We start from the raw sequence: 18,926 nt of genomic DNA, 5'->3' as shown, positions 1-18,926 counted from the left end.
TGTCCTCCGGACGGTGTTCAGGTAGCCAGTCGTTCAGGTGGGCAGTCCTCGGTCCTCGAACGCCTCCGCGATCACGGCGAACTCGTCCAGCTCGTCCTGGCTGATCTCGGCGAGCGGGAAGTCCGAGGGGGTGTGGCCACCGCTGCCGGGGGCGGCCACATGCGCTGTGAGGCCGTTCAGCATGGCGGCCCAGTCGACGACGAGGTCTTCCAGGGCAGGGGTGTCCAGGAAGCCCACGGGGCTGACCGCCGACACGGTCAGGTGCGGGCCGTCGGGCAGGTCGTGGACGACGGCGGTGGCGTCGAGGGTGTGTGTGACGGCCGTGTCCGCGGCCGCGCCTCCGTCCAGGAGCTGTCCGTAGGGCCGCCACTCACCGGGACCGCTCGGAGCGCTGCCGGGGCCGGATGCGGGGAACCGGCCCAGGTAGGTGAAGCGGACCTGCGGCCTCGGCAGTGCGGCCAGCACCGGGGCGGTGGCCGGGTTGAGGTGCCGCAGCAGGGCGTGGCCGAGGCCGTCGGCGGGGACGGCGCGCAGCTGCTCCTTGACGCGTTTCATCAGCACGTCCACCGCCGGCCCGCCGGACCGTACGCCGGAGAGGTCGATGGCGCCGGTGTCGAGGCGTACCGGGTACGCGCTGGTGAACCAGCCGGTCGTGCGGGTCAGGTCCATGCCGGGCCGCAGCGGTTCGCGCCCGTGTCCCTCGATCTCCACCAGGAGTCCGCCAGTGGCGGCGCCACGGGCGCGCCGCCGACGGACCACTGCCGCGACCAGGCCGGCCAGCAGGACGTCGTCGGCCCCGGTGTGGAAGGCGGTGGCCACGCCGTCCAGCAGTGCGGTGGTCGTGTCGGGGGGCAGGGTCACCGACATGGCGTGTGTTCCGGCCGCCAGGGAGTCCTGGGCCGGATCCGGGCGCCGGGAGCCCAGCACCGGGTCGGGTCCGGCGAGGATGTCGCGCCATGTCGGGAGTTCGTCCACGCGGGCCTGGCTGGTCGCCTGGGCGGCCAGTTCCCGGGCCCAGGCACGGAAGGAGGTGGCGACGGGGGCGAGTTGGGCGTCCGGGGTCGTATAGGCGGTGACGAGGTCGGAGAGCAGGATCCGCCACGAGACGCCGTCCACCGCCAGGTGGTGCGCCACGAGCAGCAGTCGGCCTGGGGTCTCGGGCCCGGCGTCGAGCCATACCGCGCGCAGCATCACGCCTGCCCGCGGGTCGAGTTCCCCGGCGGCCCGCTCGGCTTCTCGTGCGACCAGGTCGTCCCATGTCCCGGGACCGGCGGCGACGACGCGGCGGATGCGGACCGCGGTGCCGGGCGGCGGTATCTCCAGGCTCCAGGTGCCGTCGGCGGTGCGGCACAGGCGGGATCGCAGTGAGTCGTGGTGGTCGAGGACGGCCTGGACGGCCGTCTCCAGCCGGTCGTGGTCGAGTCCGGCCGGCACGGTCATCACCGTCGACTGGGAGAACCGGCCCGCGAGGTCGGTCCGTTCGGCCATGTCCAGCATCGCGGGGGTCAGCGGGACGGTGCCGAGCGGGTCGTCGTCCGGTTCCTGCGTGCCGTCCTGGGCGGTCAGTTCGGCGACGCTCGCCAGGCCGGCGGGGGTACGGTGCTCGAACAGCTGCCGCGCCGAGATCCGCACGCCCGCACGCCGAGCTCGCGCGACCACCAGCATCGAGGTGATCGAGTCGCCACCGAGAGCGAAGAACGAGTCCTCGGGGCCCACGGCGTCCAGGTCGAGGACTTCGGCGAACAGCCCGCACAGCAGCTCCTCGACCGGGGTGGCCGGGGCGCGTCCGGTGAGCGGGGCGGCGAAGTCCGGGGCGGGCAGCGCCGCCCGGTCCACCTTGCCGTTGGCGGTGACCGGTATCGCGTCCACCGGCACGATCGCCGCGGGGACCATGGAGTCCGGCAGCCGGTCCGCCGCGAACGCGCGCAGCGCCGCCACGTCCACGGCCGCGCCCGGAGCGGGTACGACGTAGCCGACGAGATGCTTGGTGCCGGGCGTGTCCTCGCGGGCGATCACGGTCGCGCGGGCGACGTCCTGATGGGCGCCGAGCACCGCCTCGACCTCGGCCGGTTCGATCCGGAAGCCGCGGATCTTCACCTGCTCGTCGGCGCGGCCCGCGAACATCAGCAGCCCGCCCGTAGCCCAGCGTGCGAGGTCACCGGTGCGGTACATGCGCCCGTCGGCCGGGTCGAACGGGCACGCGACGAATCGTTCCGCCGTCAGCCCCGGACGTCCGGCGTAACCACGTGCCAGGCCGGTGCCGGCGATGTACAGCTCGCCGACGACGCCGGGCGGAACGGGGCGCAGGAAGCGGTCCAGGACGTACGCGGACGTGTTGTCCATCGGGCGGCCGAGCGGCACCGCCGCCGGGACTCCCTCGCTGGCGGTGAAGGCGACCTGGGTGGTGAACGCGGTCGTCTCGGTCGGGCCGTACGTGGTGCGGACGACCAGGCCCGGGTGGGTCTCAAGGAGGGTGCGGACGGCAGTGGCCGACACCACGTCGCCGCCGGTGGACACCTCCCGCACGCCGGTGAACATGTTCGGCGCCCCCTCGGCGAACGCGCCGAACAGGCCCGCGGTGGCGTGGACGTTGGTGACGCCGTGTTCGGCGATCAACCTGGCGCGTTCGGCCACGTCCACCTGGCCGGGTGGCGTGACGACGAGGCGGCCGCCGCGCAGCAGCGGTGTCCACAGTTCGTAGGTGGAGGCGTCGAAGGCGTGGTTGGCCTGGAACAGGACACACTCGGTCACGTCCTCGGTCCAGGCCCCGTCCAGGCAGAACGCCACCACGTTGCCGTGCGCGGCGGCCACGCCCTTCGGGACGCCGGTCGAGCCCGAGGTGTACATCACGTACGCCAGGTTCGCGGGCGAGATCCGGATCCCGGGGTTCTGCTCGGCCGGGGCGAATCGGTCCCCGTCGGTGACGACGACCGATACCCCTGCCTCGGCGAGGACGGACCGGCGGCGCCCCTCAGGGTTGGCGGGGTCCAGCGGCACGTAGGCCGCCCCGGTCTTGAGCACGCCCAGGAGCACCGGCACCAGTTCGGCCGACCGCTCCCGCAGAACGCCGACCAGGTCCTCCGGGCCGACTCCCCGGCCGATCAGCTCGTACGCCACCCCGTTGGCGTGCGCGTTCAGCTCCGCGTACGTCCACGACCGGCCCTGCCCGACCACCGCGACGGCGTCCGGGGTCCGCGCGGCCTGCGCCTCGAACCGGTCCACGAGCGTGCCGCCGGGGACGGCACGACGGGTGTCGTTCCACCCGTACAGGACCGTCCGCCGTTCCTCGGCGGACAGCGTGTCGAGGTCCGCGATCCGTGTGTGCGAGGCGGCGGCCAGCTGTTCCAGGATGCGCACCAGGCGGCCCATCAGCGCCCACGCGGTCTGCTCGTCGAAGACGTCGGACCCGTAGTCCAGCCGCAGTTCCAGCGCGTCCTCGACGGGGGTGACGACCAAGGTGAGCGGGTAGTGCGAGGCGTCCTCGCCGCCGCCTCCCGCGACTTCGAGACCGGCGAGGCGCAGGGGCCCCTCGGAGTCGCGTGGATAGTTCTGGTAGACGAGGAGGGTGTCGAACACCGCTCCCTGTCCGGCGGCACGCTGGATGTCCACGAGGCCGACGTGGTGGTGGTCCAGCAGCCGGGACTGGGCGTCCTGCAGTCGTCTCAGCGTCGCGGCCAGGGTGTCCGCGGGCGCTGTGGCGACGCGCACGGGGACCGTGTTGATGAACAGCCCGACCATCCGCTCCACGCCTGGCAGATCCATGGGCCGCCCGGACACGATCGCGCCGAACGCCACGTCGCCGCGCCCCGTCAGCTGCCCGACCAGCAGTCCCCATGCGGCCTGCGCCGCGGTGTTCATCGTGACACCGAGGTCACGGGTCACCCGGCGCAGCCGTGCCGCGGGCTCGCCGTGAAGACGGGTGGAGACGCGCGCGGGCAGCCGGGGCTCACGGTCCGGTCCTGCGGGCCCGACCAGCGTCGCCTCGTTCAGGCCCGCCAGTTCCCGCCGCCATGCCTCGCGGGCGGCGTCCCGGTCGCGGCTGCTCAGCCACACCACGTAGTCGCGGTACGAGGTGACGGGCGGCAGCACGCCCGCGTCCCCGCCGGCCGCGTAGACCTGCGACAGTTCGTCGAACAGCACCGGCAGCGACCACCCGTCCATGACGAGGTGGTGCATCGTGATCACCAGCTGGTCGCGTCCGACGCCGAGCCTCACCAGCAGCAGCCGCAGCAACGGCGGCGTCTCCAGGTCGAACCGGCGGGAGCGTTCGCTGCGGGCCATCCGGCCCGCTTCCTCCTCGGCCTCGGCCAGGGTCAGCGCGGACAAGTCGGCCTGTTCCCACGGCAGTTCGACCCCCCGTGCGATGACCTGGACCGGGTCGCCGGACCCGCGCCGCTGGAACCCTGCGCGCAGGCTGGCGTGCCGGTCCAGCAGGGCCTGCCAGGAGGCCCGCAGCACCTCGGGGTCCAGTGCGCCGGTCAGTTGGACCACGCCCTGGACGAGATACACGTCGCGGGCGTCCTCGTCGTATCCGGCGTGGAACAACAAGCCTTCCTGCAGTGGCGACAGCGGCCACACGTCCTCGATCCGCACCTCGATCACCGTGTTCCCCCTCCATCGGCGAGCTTGATCTGAAACTCCTCGATCTCGTTCTGGTCGAGCGTCACGAGCGGGAAGTCGGACGGCGTGTGGCCCATGTCCGCGTCGGCGCGGTGCGCGGCCAGGCCGGTGAGCGTGTCCGCCCAGAGCGCGGCCAGTTCCCGCAGGTCGGCCTCGTCCAGCAGCCCGGCCGGGGACGCCAGCGTCAGCGTCAGCTCGGGCCCGTCGGGACGGTCGAGCACCACACCGCCCGCCTCCAGCGCGTGCGTCGCGGCCATCGCCGGATCGGCGGCGCCGCCCACGGCCGAGTCGCCGACCGGCGCCCAGTCCTTTGTGCCGTCCCCTGCCCTGAACCGGCCCAGGTAGTTGAACCCGACCTGCGCCTCGGGCAGGTCCCGCAGGGCTGGTGCGGTGTCCGGGTTGAGGTGGCGCAGCAGACCGTGGCCGAGGCCGTCGCCCGGTACGGCCCGCAGCTGCTCCTTGACCCGCTTGACGAGTTCGCCCGCCGCCGGTCCGCCCGCGCGCACCTCCGCCAGGTCGGCGGTGCCCGCGTCGAGCCGCACCGGATGCGAGCTGGTGAACCAGCCGACCGTGCGGCTCAGGTCCATCCCCGCGGTCAGCGGCACCCGGCCGTGACCCTCCAGGTCGACCAGTACACCGGTGGCGTCCTGGCCTCGGCGGCGGCGCCAGGCGGCGAGCGCGGCCGTGAGACCGGCCAGCAGGACATCGTCGACCCCCGCGTGGAACGCGGCCGGGACCCGGGTCAGCAGCTCCTCCGCGGTGTCCGCCGGGATTCGGCGCTCGGCCTCGTGCACGCCCGCGGCGACCGTGTCCCGCGCCGGGTCCAGCCGACGTCCGCCGAGCGGCGGCTCGGCGAGGGACCGGATCCGGATCCACTCGGGGAGTTCACCGGCCCGGCGCGTGGCCTCCGTGGCGAGTCCGCGGGCCCACCGCCTGAACGAGGTGCCGACGGGCTGCAGTTCGGGCTCCAGCCCGTCCGCCGCGGCGGCACAGGCGGCGGCCAGGTCGGGCAGCAGCACGCGCCAGGAGACGCCGTCCACCGCCAAGTGGTGGACGGCCAGCAGCAGCCGTCCCGCTCGGTGCGGTCCGGCGTCGAACCACACCACCTGCACGAGGACCGACCGGGCGTCCAGGCGTGCCATGGCCTCGTCAGACCGCTCGGCGATCAAGTCGGCCAGCCGACCGCCGTCGAGGTGCGCGACGTCGACACGGCGTACACAGTCCTCGGCCGCGACCGTGCCGCGCTCGGGCACCAGCAGATACGGCGGCTCGTGGGCCGGGACGGCCAGCCGGGCCCGCAATGCGTCGTGGTGGTCCAGCAGCGCTTGTACGCCCGCCGTGAGCGCGTCGAGCCGCAGCTCGGCCGGGACGGTCACCAGCGTCGACTGGCAGAACCCGCCGGACAGCGCGGCCGGTCCCGACCGTTCGTACAGCTCCCGCATGACGGGGGTCACCGGAATCGGCCCGGTCGGCACGTCGGGCTCCGCGTCGGCGGCGGGCGCGTCCCCGTCCTGGCCCCGGTCGGCGGCGATCCGGGCGAGGGCCGCGGCGGTGCGGTGCTCGAAGATCTGCCGGGGGGTGAGCACCAGACCGTCCCGGCGGGCTCGCGCCACCACCAGCATCGAGGAGATCGAGTCGCCGCCCAGCGCGAAGAACGAGTCGTCCGCGCCGACCCGCTCAAGGCCCAGCACCTCGCTGAACAGTCCGCACAGCAGCTCCTCGCGGGGGCCGGCCGGGGCGCGGCCGGTGGCCAGCCCGGCGAAGTCCGGGGCGGGCAGCGCGGCCCGGTCCAGCTTGCCGTGCACGGTCAGAGGTATCGCGTCCAGCCGCACCACGGCGGCCGGAGTCATGTGGTCGGGCAGCCGGTCGGCGACGTAGGCACGCAGCCCGGCGGTGTCGGCGCCGCCGGGACCGGCCGGGACGACATAGCCGACCAGGCGCTTGGTCCCGGAGTCGGTGCGGGCGATCACCGCCGCCCGCACGACGTCCGGATGCCCGGCCAGCACCGTCTCGATCTCCCCGGGCTCGACCCGGAAACCGCGGATCTTCACCTGCTCGTCGGCGCGGCCCGCGAACACCAGGTCGCCGCCGGTGCTCCAGCGCGCCAGGTCGCCGGTCCGGTACATGCGGCCCCCGGTGAACGGGCACGCCACGAACCGCTCGGCGGTCAGGCCGGGACGGCGCACATATCCGCGCGTCACGCCCGCACCCGCCACATACACCTCGCCGATCACCCCGGGTGGCACCGGGCGCAGGAACTCGTCCAGGACGTACGCCCGCACGTTCGCGATCGGGCCGCCCAGCGGCACCACGTCGGGCACCTCGCCGGACGGGCTGGTCCAGCAGGTGACGTCCACGGTGGCCTCGGTCGGCCCGTACTCGTTGTGGAAGGCGCGGCCAGGAGCCCACCGTCGCAGCAGGTCAGGGGTGCACTCCTCGCCTGCCGTGACGATGCAGCGGACACGGCGCAGCGCGGGGCTGTCCGCCTCCTCCGCCAGCGAGTCCAGCACCGACGGGGTGAACGTCGCGGCGGTCACCTCCAGCAGCGCCAGCTCCCCGGCCAGGTCGACGTCCCGGCGTGCCACGCACAGCGTCGCGCCGCAGGTGAGCGTCGGGAAGATGTCCGCCACCGAGGTGTCGAACGACACCGAGGCGAACTGCAGCACCCGCTCCCCCGGCCCCCAGCCGTAGGCGGCCGAGCGCCAGCTGACGTAATTCACCGCGCCCGCGTGCGGCACCGCCACGCCCTTGGGTATGCCGGTCGACCCGGAGGTGTAGATGACGTACGCCGGGTGCGCGGGACGTAGCGGCCTGACCCGGTCCGCGTCCGCGGGACCGGTGCGCGGGCGTGCCGCCAGCGCGGCCCGCGTCGCCGGGTCGTCCCACACGATGCGCTCGATGCCCGCTTCCCGTACGGCACCGGCGGTCGTGCTCGTGCACACCACCAGCGCCGGGCGGGCGTCGGTGAGGGTGAACGCGATCCGCTCGGCCGGGTAGCCGGGGTCCACCGGGACGTAGGCGGCGCCCGCCTTCAGCACGCCCAGCAGCACCGCGTACAGCTCGGTCCCGCGTTCCATGACGACGCCGACCAGGTCCTCCGGGCCGACGCCCCGGGCGATCAGCTCATGCGCGACCTGGGCTGCCAGCTCGTCCAACTCGGTATAGGTGAGCGTGGATTCGGCGTCGGCCACGGCGGTCGCGCCGGGCGTCCTCGCGGCCTGCGCCTCGAACAGGCTCGCCAGCGTCGCCCCGGGGACGGGGGCGGCGGTGGCGGTGGCGTTCCAGTCGTGGACGACCTGCCGCCGTTCCGTCGCGGTCAGCGGCGTCAGGGCCGCCACCGGGGTGTCGGGCCGGGTCGCGATCTGCCGCAGCAGTTCGGCGAGCCGCGCCGCCACCGCCTGAACGGTCGGGGCGTCGAAGGCGTCCGCCCGGTACTCCAGCCGTACTTCGACCCGCTCCCCCGGGGTCACGACCACGGTGAGCGGGTAGTGCGCGGCGTCCTCCCCCTCGACCACGCCGACGGACAGCCCGACCGGTCCCGGCGAGGACGACGGGAAGTTCTGGTAGACGACGAGGGTGTCGAACGTGGCACCCGGACCGGCCAGCCGCTGGATCTCGGCCGGCCCGATGTGCTGGTGGGCCAGCATCGCCGACTGGCGGGACTGCAGGTCGGCCAGCAGGTCGGCGATCGGCCGAGCGGGGTCGAGGGTGACCCGTACGGGCACCGTGTTGATGAACAGGCCCACCATGCTCTCCACGCCCGGCAGTTCCGCCGGCCGGCCGGCCACCGTCGAGCCGAACACCACGTCGCTGCGGCCGGTGAGCACGCCGAGGAGCACCGCCCAAGCGCCTTGGACGACGGTGTTCATCGTCACGCCCCGGTCGCGGACCATCTGGTCCAGCGCCCGCGCGGTGCCGGCGTCCAGGTGGGTGACGACGTGCCGGGGCAGCGTCTCCACCGCCCCCGGCTCGACCGGACCGGCGAGTGTCGGCTCGTCCAGCCCGGCCAGCTCCTGCCGCCAGGCATGCCGGGCGGCAACGCCGTCCTGGCGGTCCAGCCACGCCAGGTAGTCGCGGTAGGGGGCGGCGGGTGGCAGGCCGGACGGGTCGCCGTCCGCCGCGTACAGCTGCCACAGCTCGCCGAACAGCGTCGGCAGTGACCAGCCGTCCAGCACGATGTGGTGCATCGTGACGATCAGGCGGTGGCGGGCCTCGGCCATCCGGATCAGCACCAGGCGCAGCAGCGGCGGCTGCGCCAGATCGAATCCGCGGGCGCGCTCTGCTGCCGCGATCCGCTCGGCCTCGGCCGTGTTCGCTTCGCCATCGCCGCCGGTGAGGTCCACCTCCCGCCAGGAAGGCGCGAGGCCGGAGATGATCACCTGGACCGGCTGGTCCTGCCCGGACGGGGTGACGAATGCGGCGCCCAGGTTGGTGTGCCGCGCCAGCAGAGCTTGCCACGACGCCCGCAGCCCGGCTGCGTCCAGTCGACCGGTGAGTTCCAGCGAACGCTGCCAGACGTAGGCGTCGTTGCCGCCGCCGTCGCCACCTTCGCCTGCGTATCCTGCGTGGAACAGCAGCCCTTCCTGCAGCGGGGCGAGCGGCCAGACGTCCGTCAAGGCGGGGTGCGCGGCCTGGAGTTCGTCGACCTGTTCCTGGGTGAGGGTCACCAGGGGGAGGTCGGACGGGGTGTGCCCGCCCGCGGTCGGGTCGGCGGCGTGCGCGGCCAGGCCGCCGAGCATCGCGACCCAGCGTCCGGCCAGGTCCCGGAGCACCGCCTCGTCCAGCAGTCCGGCCGGTGCGGTGAGCGACAGGGTCAGCTCGGGGCCCTCCGGCCGGTCGAGCACGACGCCGCCCGCCTCCAGCGCGTGGGCCAGCGCCATGTCCGGGTCCGAGGAGCCGCCCAGTGCCGACTCCCCGGCGGGCTGCCAAGCGCCGTCCGCCGCCGCGCCGAAGCGACCGAGGTAGTTGAACCCGACCTGGGGTACGGGCAGTTGCGCCAGGGTGTCGGCGGTGTCCGGGGCGAGCCGGCGCAGCATGCCGTGGCCGAGGCCGTCCCCTGGCGTCGAACGGATCTGCTCCTTGACGCGCTTGAGCAGCACGCCCGCATCCGCGGCCCCGGCCCTGACCCGGCCGGGTTCCGTACCCGAGGTGTCCAGCCGGACCGGACGAGAGCCGGTGAACCAGCCGATCGTCCGGGACAGGTCCATGTCCGGCGCCAGCGGCTCCCGCCCGTGCACCTCGACGTTCACCAGCATCCCAGCCGTCGTGTCGCGCCCGCGCCCGCGCTGCCACTCGGTGATCGCAACGGCCAGACCGGCCAGCAGCACCTCGTCGACTCCCGTGTGAAACGCGGCGGGTATGCGGCGCAGGAGAGCCTCGGTCACGTCGCTCGGCAGGGTCAGCGACAACCGGTGCGTCCCCGCGCGGACCGTGTCCACCGCCGGGTCGAGCGGCCGGTCGCCCACCACGGGATCCGGGCCCGAGAGAATCCGGGTCCACTCGGGCAGCTCCGCGGCGCGCACCGGTCCGGCCGCCTGTGCCCGCAGTTCGGTGGCCCAGCGCCGGAACGAGGTGCCGACCGGTTCCAGGGCGCCGGGGTCGTCGTAGGCCGTCGCCAGGTCGGGCAGCAGCACCCGCCACGACACCCCGTCCACCACCAGGTGATGCGCCACCAGCAGCAGCGTCCCAGGCAGGTCAGAACCGGCGTCGAACCACGTCACCCGCAGCATCTGTCCGGCGTACGGATCGGGGTACCGGCCTGCCTCCTGCTCGATGGAGTCGCCGAGGTCGCCGTCCCGGCCGGACACGTCCACTCGCCGGACCGGCGCGAACGTCGATCCCGGAGGCGGGACGTCCAGCTGCCACGTCCCCTTCTCCGGGGGGTTCTCCGGGGGACAGAGGCGGGCGCGAAGCATGTCATGGTGGTTCACGACGGCCCGCACCGCCGTCACCAGGCGCTCCTCGTCCAGGCCCGCGGGGACGGTCACCACCATCGACTGGGTGAACGCCTCGCCGAGCGCCGCCGGGCCCGACCGCTCCAGAACCTCACGCATCACCGGCGTCAACGGCACCGCTCCCGTGCCCACATCGCTGACAGCACGCGCGCCTCCCAGCTCCGCCACGCGTGCCAGGCCCGCCGGGGTGCGCTGTTCGAACACCTGCCGCGCCGAGATCACGACACCCGCGCGGCGGGCCCGGGACACGACCAGCATCGACATGATCGAGTCGCCGCCGAGGGTGAAGAAGGAGTCCTCGGCCCCGACTTGTTCCAGGCCGAGGACCTCGGCGAACAGGCCGCAGAGGATCTCCTCGACAGGGGTGGCGGGAGCTCGGCCGGTGGTCAGGCCTGCCAGGTCCGGGGCGGGGAGGGCAGCCCGGTCCAACTTCCCGTTCCTGGTGAGCGGGATCGCGTCCACGGTCACGAACGCGGCCGGCACCATGTACTCCGGGAGCCTGTCCACGACGTACCGGCGCAGCTCCGCCTCGTCCACATCGCCCACGACATACGCGACCAGGCGCTTGACACCGGGCTGGTCCTCGCGGGCGATCACCGCCGCCTGACGCACGCTCTCCTGCGCGCTCAGTACGGCCTCGACCTCGCCCGGCTCGATCCGGAAGCCCCGGATCTTCACCTGCTCATCAACCCGCCCCGCGAACTCCAGCACACCGTCCCCACGCCAGCGGGCCAGATCCCCGGTGCGATACATCCGTTCACCGCACTCACTGAACGGGCACGCCACGAACCGCTCCGCACTCAGCCCCGGACGACCCGCATAACCACGCGCCACACCCTCACCCGCCAGATACAACTCACCGGCCACACCCGGCGGCACGAGACGCAGCGAGCCGTCCAGGACATACGCGCGGGTGTTGTCCATCGGACGACCGATCGGCACCACCGCAGGCACCTCATCCCCCGCCGTGAACGGCAAGTGCGTCGTGAACGCAGTCGTCTCCGTGGGGCCGTAGGTGGTACGCACCACCAGACCCGGATGGGCTCCGAGCAGGGTCCGGATCGCGGATGCGGAGACCACATCACCGCCCGTGGACACCTCCCGCACCCCGGCAAAAATCTCCGGCGACTGCTCCGCCAACACCCGGAACAACCCCGCCGTCGCATGCACATTCGTCACACCGTGCTCCGCGATCAGAGCACCGCGCTCCGCCGCGTCCACCTCCCCCGCCGGCGCCACCACCAGCAGCCCGCCGCGCAGCAACGGCGCCCAGATCTCGTACGTCGAGGCATCAAAGGCATGGTTCGCCTGGAACAGCACACACTCGACCACACCCTCCGCCCAGGCCTCATCCAGGCAGAACGCCACCACATTGCGATGCGTGACCGCCACACCCTTCGGCACACCGGACGAACCAGACGTATACATCACATACGCGAGGTTCTCCGGCCCCGGCCTCACCTCCGGGTTCTCCACCACCGGGGCAACGTCCTCACCGCCGGTGAGCGTCACCACGACCCCCGCCTCAGCCGCGATCGCCTCCCGCCGCGATCGCGGAAGCCCGACATCCAACGGCACATACGCCGCACCCGCCTTAAGCACACCAAGCAGCATGGGCACCAGGTCCGCCGACCGCTCCGCACGGACACCGACCAGGCTCTCGACGCCCACGCCCTGACCCCTGAGATGGTGAGCCAGACCATTGGCCCGCGCATTCACCTCCGCGTACGTCAGTCGCGTCTCCCCAGCCACCACCGCCACCGCACCCGGCGACCGCACCACCTGCGCCTCGAACAGGGCGACCAGGGACTGTTCCGGCACCGGACGGGCGGTGGCATTCCACTCCGCCACCACCCGATGCCGCTCGTCGGCGGACAGTACGTCGATCGCGCCGACCCGCACGTCCGGATCCGCGGCCACCTGCTCCAACACCCGTACCACCCGCCCCAGCAGCCCCCGCGCCGACGCCTCGTCGAGCAGACCGGGCCGGTAGTCCAGCCGGAGTTCGCGGATCTCCGGGATCATGCCGAGAATCAGTGGGTAGTGGGCGGCGTCCTCACCGCGTATCTCGGCGATGTCCAGGCCGTCGTCGGCGATGTCCAGGCCCTCGTCAGCGGTGGACGGCTGGTCGGTCTCGGGGAGGTTCTCGTAGACGAGGATCGAGTCGAATACCGCGCCCGGTCCGGCGAGGCGCTGGATCTCGGTGAGGCCGAGGTGCTGGTGGGGCAGCAGTGCCGACTGCCGGGCCTGGAGGTCCGTCAGCAGCTCCACGATCGGCGACGCGGGGTCCGAAGTCACCCGCACCGGAACGGTGTTGATGAACAGGCCGAGCATGCGTTCCACGCCCGGCAGCTCGGCCGGGCGGACGGCCGTCGTCGCGCCGAACACCACGTCGCGGTGGCCCGCCAGCATGCCGACAAGGAGCCCCCATACGCCTTGCACGACGGTGTTCAGCGTCAGACCGTGCCGACGCGCCACGTCCCGCAGACGGGACGCCAGGTTCTCATCGAACCAGGTGGTCACATGGGCGGGAGCACTGTCGGCAGAAGCATGGCCGGCGGCACCGGTGTCGGCGGCTGCCAGTTGGGTCGGCTCGGTCAGCCCTTCCAGCGCCTCCGCCCAGGCCGCCCGGGCCGCGTCCCGGTCCTGGCGGTCCAGCCAGGCCAGGTAGTCGCGGTAGGGGGCGACCGGTGGCAGGCCGGTCGCGTTCCCGCCCGCCGCGTACACCTGCGACAGCTCCTGGAAGAGGATCGGCAGGGACCAGCCGTCCAGCACGATGTGATGCATCGTCAGCACCATCAGGTGCCGGGTCTCCGACAGCTTGAGCAGCAGGATTCGCAGGAGCGGTGCCCGCGCCACGTCGAGTGGACGGGCGTGGTCCGCCGCGGCCAGTCGGCGTGCCTCCGCGTCGGCCTCGTCCCCCAGGTGCGACAGGTCCGTCTCCTGCCAGGGCATCGTGACGTTCCGCGCCGTGACCTGGACCGGGCGCTCGCCCCCGAGGTCACGGAAGCCCGAACGCAGGCCCGGGTGGCGGTCCAGCAGCGCCTGCCAGGAGGCGCGCAGCACCTCCGCGTCCACGTGGCCTGCCAGTTCGAGGGAGCGCTGCTCCACGTACACGTCGCGCGCCTGCTCGTCATAGCCCGCGTGAAACAGCAGTCCCTCCTGCAGCGGCGACAGCGGCCATACCTCGTCCACGTCCGGGGTGTCGGCGTCGAGTTCGTCGATCTGCTCCTGGGGCAGGGTGACCAGGGGGAAGTCGGACGGGGTGTGTCCGCCGGCGTCCGGGGTGGCCGCGTGCGCGGCGAGGCCGCCGAGCATTGCCGCCCAGTTCGCGGCCAGCGTGTCGAGCGTGCGGCGGGTGATGCGGTCGGCGGGGCCGCTCAGCAACAGGGTCAGCTCCGGACCGTCCGGCAGACCCCGGACGAGCCCTTCGGCGTCGAGCAGGTGCGAGGCGGTCCCGTCGACGTGCCCCACCGGCCTCAGTCCAGCGGCCGTCGGGAGCCAGGAGCCCTCCGCCGCGGCGAATCGGCCCAGGTAGTTGAACCTGATCGCCGGGGTTGGCAGGGCGGCCAGGTCCCGAGCGGTGACCGCGTTGAGGTGACGCAGCATGCCGTACCCCAGGCCGTCCCCGGGAGCCGAACGCACCTGCTCCTTGACGCGCTTGAGCAGCGTGCCCGCAGCCGCGGCACCGGCCCGTACACCCGCCGGATCGATCCCGGGCAGATCGAGCCGGACCGGGTGTGTGCTGGTGAACCAGCCCACCGTCCGGGACAGGTCCATGTCCGGCGTCAAGGGTTCCCGGCCGTGTCCCTCGATGTCCACCAGTGTGCCGCCCGCGGCCTCCGGCTGGTGGTCGGTCACGGCCGCGAACAGCCCGGCCAGCAGCGCCTCGTCCACGCCGACGTGGAACGCGGCAGGGATGTGGTGCAGCAACGCCGCCGTGATCCCACTCGGCACCGTCAGGGAGACCTCGTGCGTCCCGGTGCCGTCAGCCTCCGGCTCCGCCAGCTCCGCGTCGGGGCCGGACAACAGGGCGGCCCAGTGCGGCAGTTCGTCGACTCGGGACCGGTGGGCCGCCTGTGCCCGCAGTTCGGTGGCCCAGCGCCGGAACGAGGTGCCGACCGGTTCCAGGGCGCCGGGGTCGTCGTAGGCCGTCGCCAGGTCGGGCAGCAGCACCCGCCACGACACCCCGTCCACGACCAGGTGATGCGCCACCAGCAGCAGCGTCCCAGGCAGGTCAGAACCGGCGTCGAACCACGTCACCCGCAGCATGACCCCGGCGCGCGGCGCCAGCCTCTCCGCTTCCAGCTCCGCCAGTTCGTCCAGGTCGTGCGGTGCCGCGGCCGTGTCCACACGGCGGACACATGCCTGGGCGATCTCCGCCTCCGCCGCACCCGCTCGCGGCACGACGAGCCGCCACGGCTCTGCGTCCGTCGGCGCCTCCAGTCGGCAGCGCAGCACAGGGTGGTGGCCGAGGACGGCTCGCACCGCCGCCACCAGCCGCTCCTCGTCCAGGCCCGCGGGGACGGTCACCCGCATCGCCTGGCCGAAGCCGCTCGACAGCGCCATGGGCCCCGAGCGCTCGGCCAGTTCCCGCATGACGGGCGTGAGCGGAATCGTCCCGACGGCGTTGTCCGCGTCCTGGTCGGTCCGCCGGACCGGAACGGAGACTCGGGCGAGGGCGGCGGGGGTGCGCTGTTCGAACACCTGCCGCGCCGTGATCACGACACCCGCGCGGCGGGCCCGGGACACGACCAGCATCGACATGATCGAGTCGCCGCCGAGGGTGAAGAAGGAGTCCTCGGCCCCGACTTGTTCCAGGCCGAGAACCTCGGCGAACAGGCCGCAGAGGATCTCCTCGACAGGGGTGGCGGGGGCGCGGCCGGTGGTCCGGCCCGCCAGGTCCGGGGCGGGGAGGGCAGCCCGGTCCAGCTTCCCGTTCCTGGTCAGCGGGATCGCGTCGAGCGTCACGAACGCCGACGGCACCATGTACTCCGGCAGGCGCTCGGCCGCCCACTCCCGCAGCGCGGGCTCGTCCACGTCGCCGACAAGGTAGGCGACCAGCCGCTTGACACCGGGCTGGTCCTCCCGGGCGATCACCGCCGCCTGACGCACGCACTCCTGCGCGCTCAGTACGGCCTCGACCTCGCCCGGCTCGATCCGGAAACCCCGGATCTTCACCTGCTCATCAACCCGCCCCGCGAACTCCAGCACACCGTCCCCACGCCAGCGAGCCAGATCCCCAGTGCGATACATCCGTTCACCGCACTCACTGAACGGGCAGGCCACGAACCGCTCCGCACTCAGCCCCGGACGACCCGCATAACCACGCGCCACACCCTCACCCGCGACATACAACTCACCGGCCACACCCGGCGGCACGAGACGCAGCGAGCCGTCCAGCACATAGGTACGGGTGTTGTCCATCGGACGACCGATCGGCACCGCCGCAGGCACCTCATCCCCCGCCGTGAACGGCAAGTGCGTCGTGAACGCCGTGTTCTCCGTCGGCCCGTACGTGGTACGCACCACCAGACCCGGATGGGCCGCGAGCAGGGTCCGGATCGCCGACGCGGACACCACATCACCGCCCGTGGACACCTCCCGCACCCCGGCAAAAATCTCCGGCGACTGCTCCGCCAACACCCGGAACAACCCCGCCGTCGCATGCACATTCGTCACACCATGCTCCGCGATCAGAGCACCACGCTCCGCCGCGTCCACCTCCCCCGCCGGCGCCACCACCAGCCGACCACCACGCAACAACGGCACCCAGATCTCATACGTCGAGGCGTCAAAGGCATGGTTCGCCTGAAACAGCACACACTCGACCACATCCTCCGTCCAGGCCTCATCCAGGCAGAACGCCACCACATTGCGGTGCGTGACCGCCACACCCTTCGGCACCCCGGACGAACCAGACGTATACATCACATACGCGAGGTTCTCCGGCCCCGGCCTCACCTCCGGGTTCTCCACCACCGGGGCAACGTCCTCACCGCCGGTGAGCGTCACCACGACCCCCGCCTCAGCCGCGATCGCCTCCCGCCGCCCCGCCGGAAGCCCGACATCCAACGGCACATACGCCGCACCCGCCTTAAGCACACCAAGCAGCATGGGCAACAGCTCGACCGACCGCTCCAACCGCACGCCGACCAGCGCCTCCGGACCAACCCCCCGCCCGATCAGCCCGCACGCCACACCATTGGCCCGCGCATTCAACTCCGCATACGTCCACGACCGGCCCTGCCCCACCACCGCCACCGCACCCGGCGACCGCACCACCTGCGCCTCGAACAACTCCACGAGCGTGCCGCCGGGCACCACACGAGCAGTGTCGTTCCACCCGTGCAGGACCAGCCCACGCTCCGCGTCCGACAGCACCTCGATCGCGCCGACCCGCACCCCCGGATCCACCGCCACCTGCTCCAACACCCGGGTAAAACGATCCGCCAGCCCCCTGACAGTCACCTCGTCGAACAAGTCGGTGGAATACTCCAGCTCCCCGGTGAGCCCGGCCGGTGTCCCCGCCTTGTCGCGGCGTTCGGCGAGCGTGACGGACAGGTCGAACTTTGCGGGGAGCGGCAGGGAGGGCAGCTGCTCGACCTCCAGGCCGGGCAGATCCCAGCTGGCGGCGGGAGCGTTCTCCAGGTTCAGCATGACCTGGAAGAGGGGGTGGCGGGACAGTGAGCGGGCCGGGTTCAGGTCCTCCACCAGCCGCTCGAACGGCACATCCTGGTGCGCATAGGCGGCCAGGTCGGTCTCCCGCACCCGCCCCAGCAACTCCACGAACGACGGATCACCACTGACGTCCGTACGCAGCACCAGCGTGTTCAGGAAGAACCCGACAAGGTCGTCCAGCGCGGTGGTGCCGCGTCCCGCGACCGGCGTGCCCAGGGGGATGTCGGTGCCCGCGCCCACCTTCGACAGCAGGACGCCCAGCGCCGCCTGCACCACCATGAACATCGTCACACCGTGCCGCCGCGCCACCTCCGACAGTCCTGCGTGCACGTCGGCGTCCACCTCGACCGGCACGAGACCGCCGTGGAACGACGGCACCGCGGAGCGCGGGCGGTCGGTCGGCAGGGGCAGTTCCTCCGGCAGGCCGGCCAGCGTGTCGCGCCAGTGGCGGAGCTGGGTCGCCATGGCGTTGTCGGGGTCGTCGGGGTCGCCGAGTGCGTCGCGCTGCCAGAGCGTGTAGTCGGCGTACTGGACGGGCAGCGGTGTCCACTCCGGCGCGCTGCCCGCCCGCCGCGCGGTATAGGCGGCGCGCAGATCCCTGGCGAGCACGTCCATGGACCAGCCGTCGACCGCGATGTGGTGCGCGACGATCGCCAGCACCGACTCCGTCGGCGACACCGTCAACAGCCTTACCCGCCACGGCAGTTCCCGGCGCAGGTCGAAGGCGACGGCCGCTTCGGCGGCCAAGGCGTCGTCCAGGTCGCTGTCGTCGACGCGGGTGATGGCCAGATCCGGACGTCCGGCCGCACCCCGCAGGAGGTGCTGGCGCGGCAGGCCGTCGGCGTCGGGGAAGACCGTACGCAGGGCCTCATGCCGGTCGGCGACATCCCCCAACGCCGCCTCCAGCGCGGCGACATCCACCTCGCCCGACAGCCGCAGCGCCACCGGAACGATGTAGGCGGCGCCCTCTCCCGTCTCCTCCAGCCGGTTCAGGAACCACATCCGCTGCTGCGCGGGGGACAGCGGCATCGGGTCGATCCGCTCCCGCGCCGTGAGTGCGGGCCGTCCGGCTCCGCCTCCGTCGCCTTCGACGATCTGGGCAACGGCTGTCGCCGTCGGTGCGGTGAACAGCTCGCGGATGCCGACCTCGACGCCCAGGATGGACCGGACACGGGCGATCAGCCGCATCGCCAGCAACGAGTCCCCGCCCAAGTCGAAGAACGAGTCCTCCACCCCGACCCGCTCCACGCCCAGAACCTCGGCGAACAACCCGCACAGCACCTCCTCAGCGGGAGTCGCCGGGGCACGACTGCCCACCTGCGCGACAAAGTCCGGAGCCGGCAGAGCAGCACGATCCAGCTTCCCGTTGACCGTCACCGGAATACCCTCAAGCACCACCACCGCGGCCGGGACCATGTGCCCCGGCAGCCGCCCGGCCACGAACGACCGCAACTCCACCGGGTCCACACTCACGCCGCTCTCCGGAACGACGTACCCGACCAGCCGCTTGACACCCGGCTGGTCCTCCCGCGCGATCACCACGACCTGCCGGACCCACTCGTGCGCCGCCAGCACGGCCTCGATCTCACCCGGCTCGACCCGGAACCCCCGGATCTTGATCTGCGCGTCCGCACGCCCGGCGAACACCAACTCGCCACCAGCCGTCCACCG

At 72.7% G+C, this 18,926-nt stretch carries 2 protein-coding genes; both read right to left on the bottom strand.

The window, feature by feature from the left end:
- Positions 1-33: 33 nt before the first annotated feature.
- A complete protein-coding gene (locus tag ACFVKT_RS39945; RefSeq protein WP_385741867.1) occupies positions 34-4,602 on the bottom strand; it encodes an amino acid adenylation domain-containing protein in 4,569 nt (1,522 codons plus the stop codon).
- Complete coding sequence (locus tag ACFVKT_RS39940) at positions 4,599-18,902, bottom strand: amino acid adenylation domain-containing protein (RefSeq protein WP_385741864.1); 14,304 nt, start codon at positions 18,900-18,902, stop codon at positions 4,599-4,601. Before ACFVKT_RS39940 ends, ACFVKT_RS39945 begins: the two co-directional genes overlap by 4 nt.
- Positions 18,903-18,926 lie beyond the last annotated feature (24 nt).

This window comes from Streptomyces sp. NPDC127595 (genome assembly GCF_042671685.1).
Taxonomy (GTDB): Bacteria; Actinomycetota; Actinomycetes; order Streptomycetales; family Streptomycetaceae; genus Streptomyces.
This window is presented reverse-complemented; position numbering and strand designations above follow the sequence as displayed.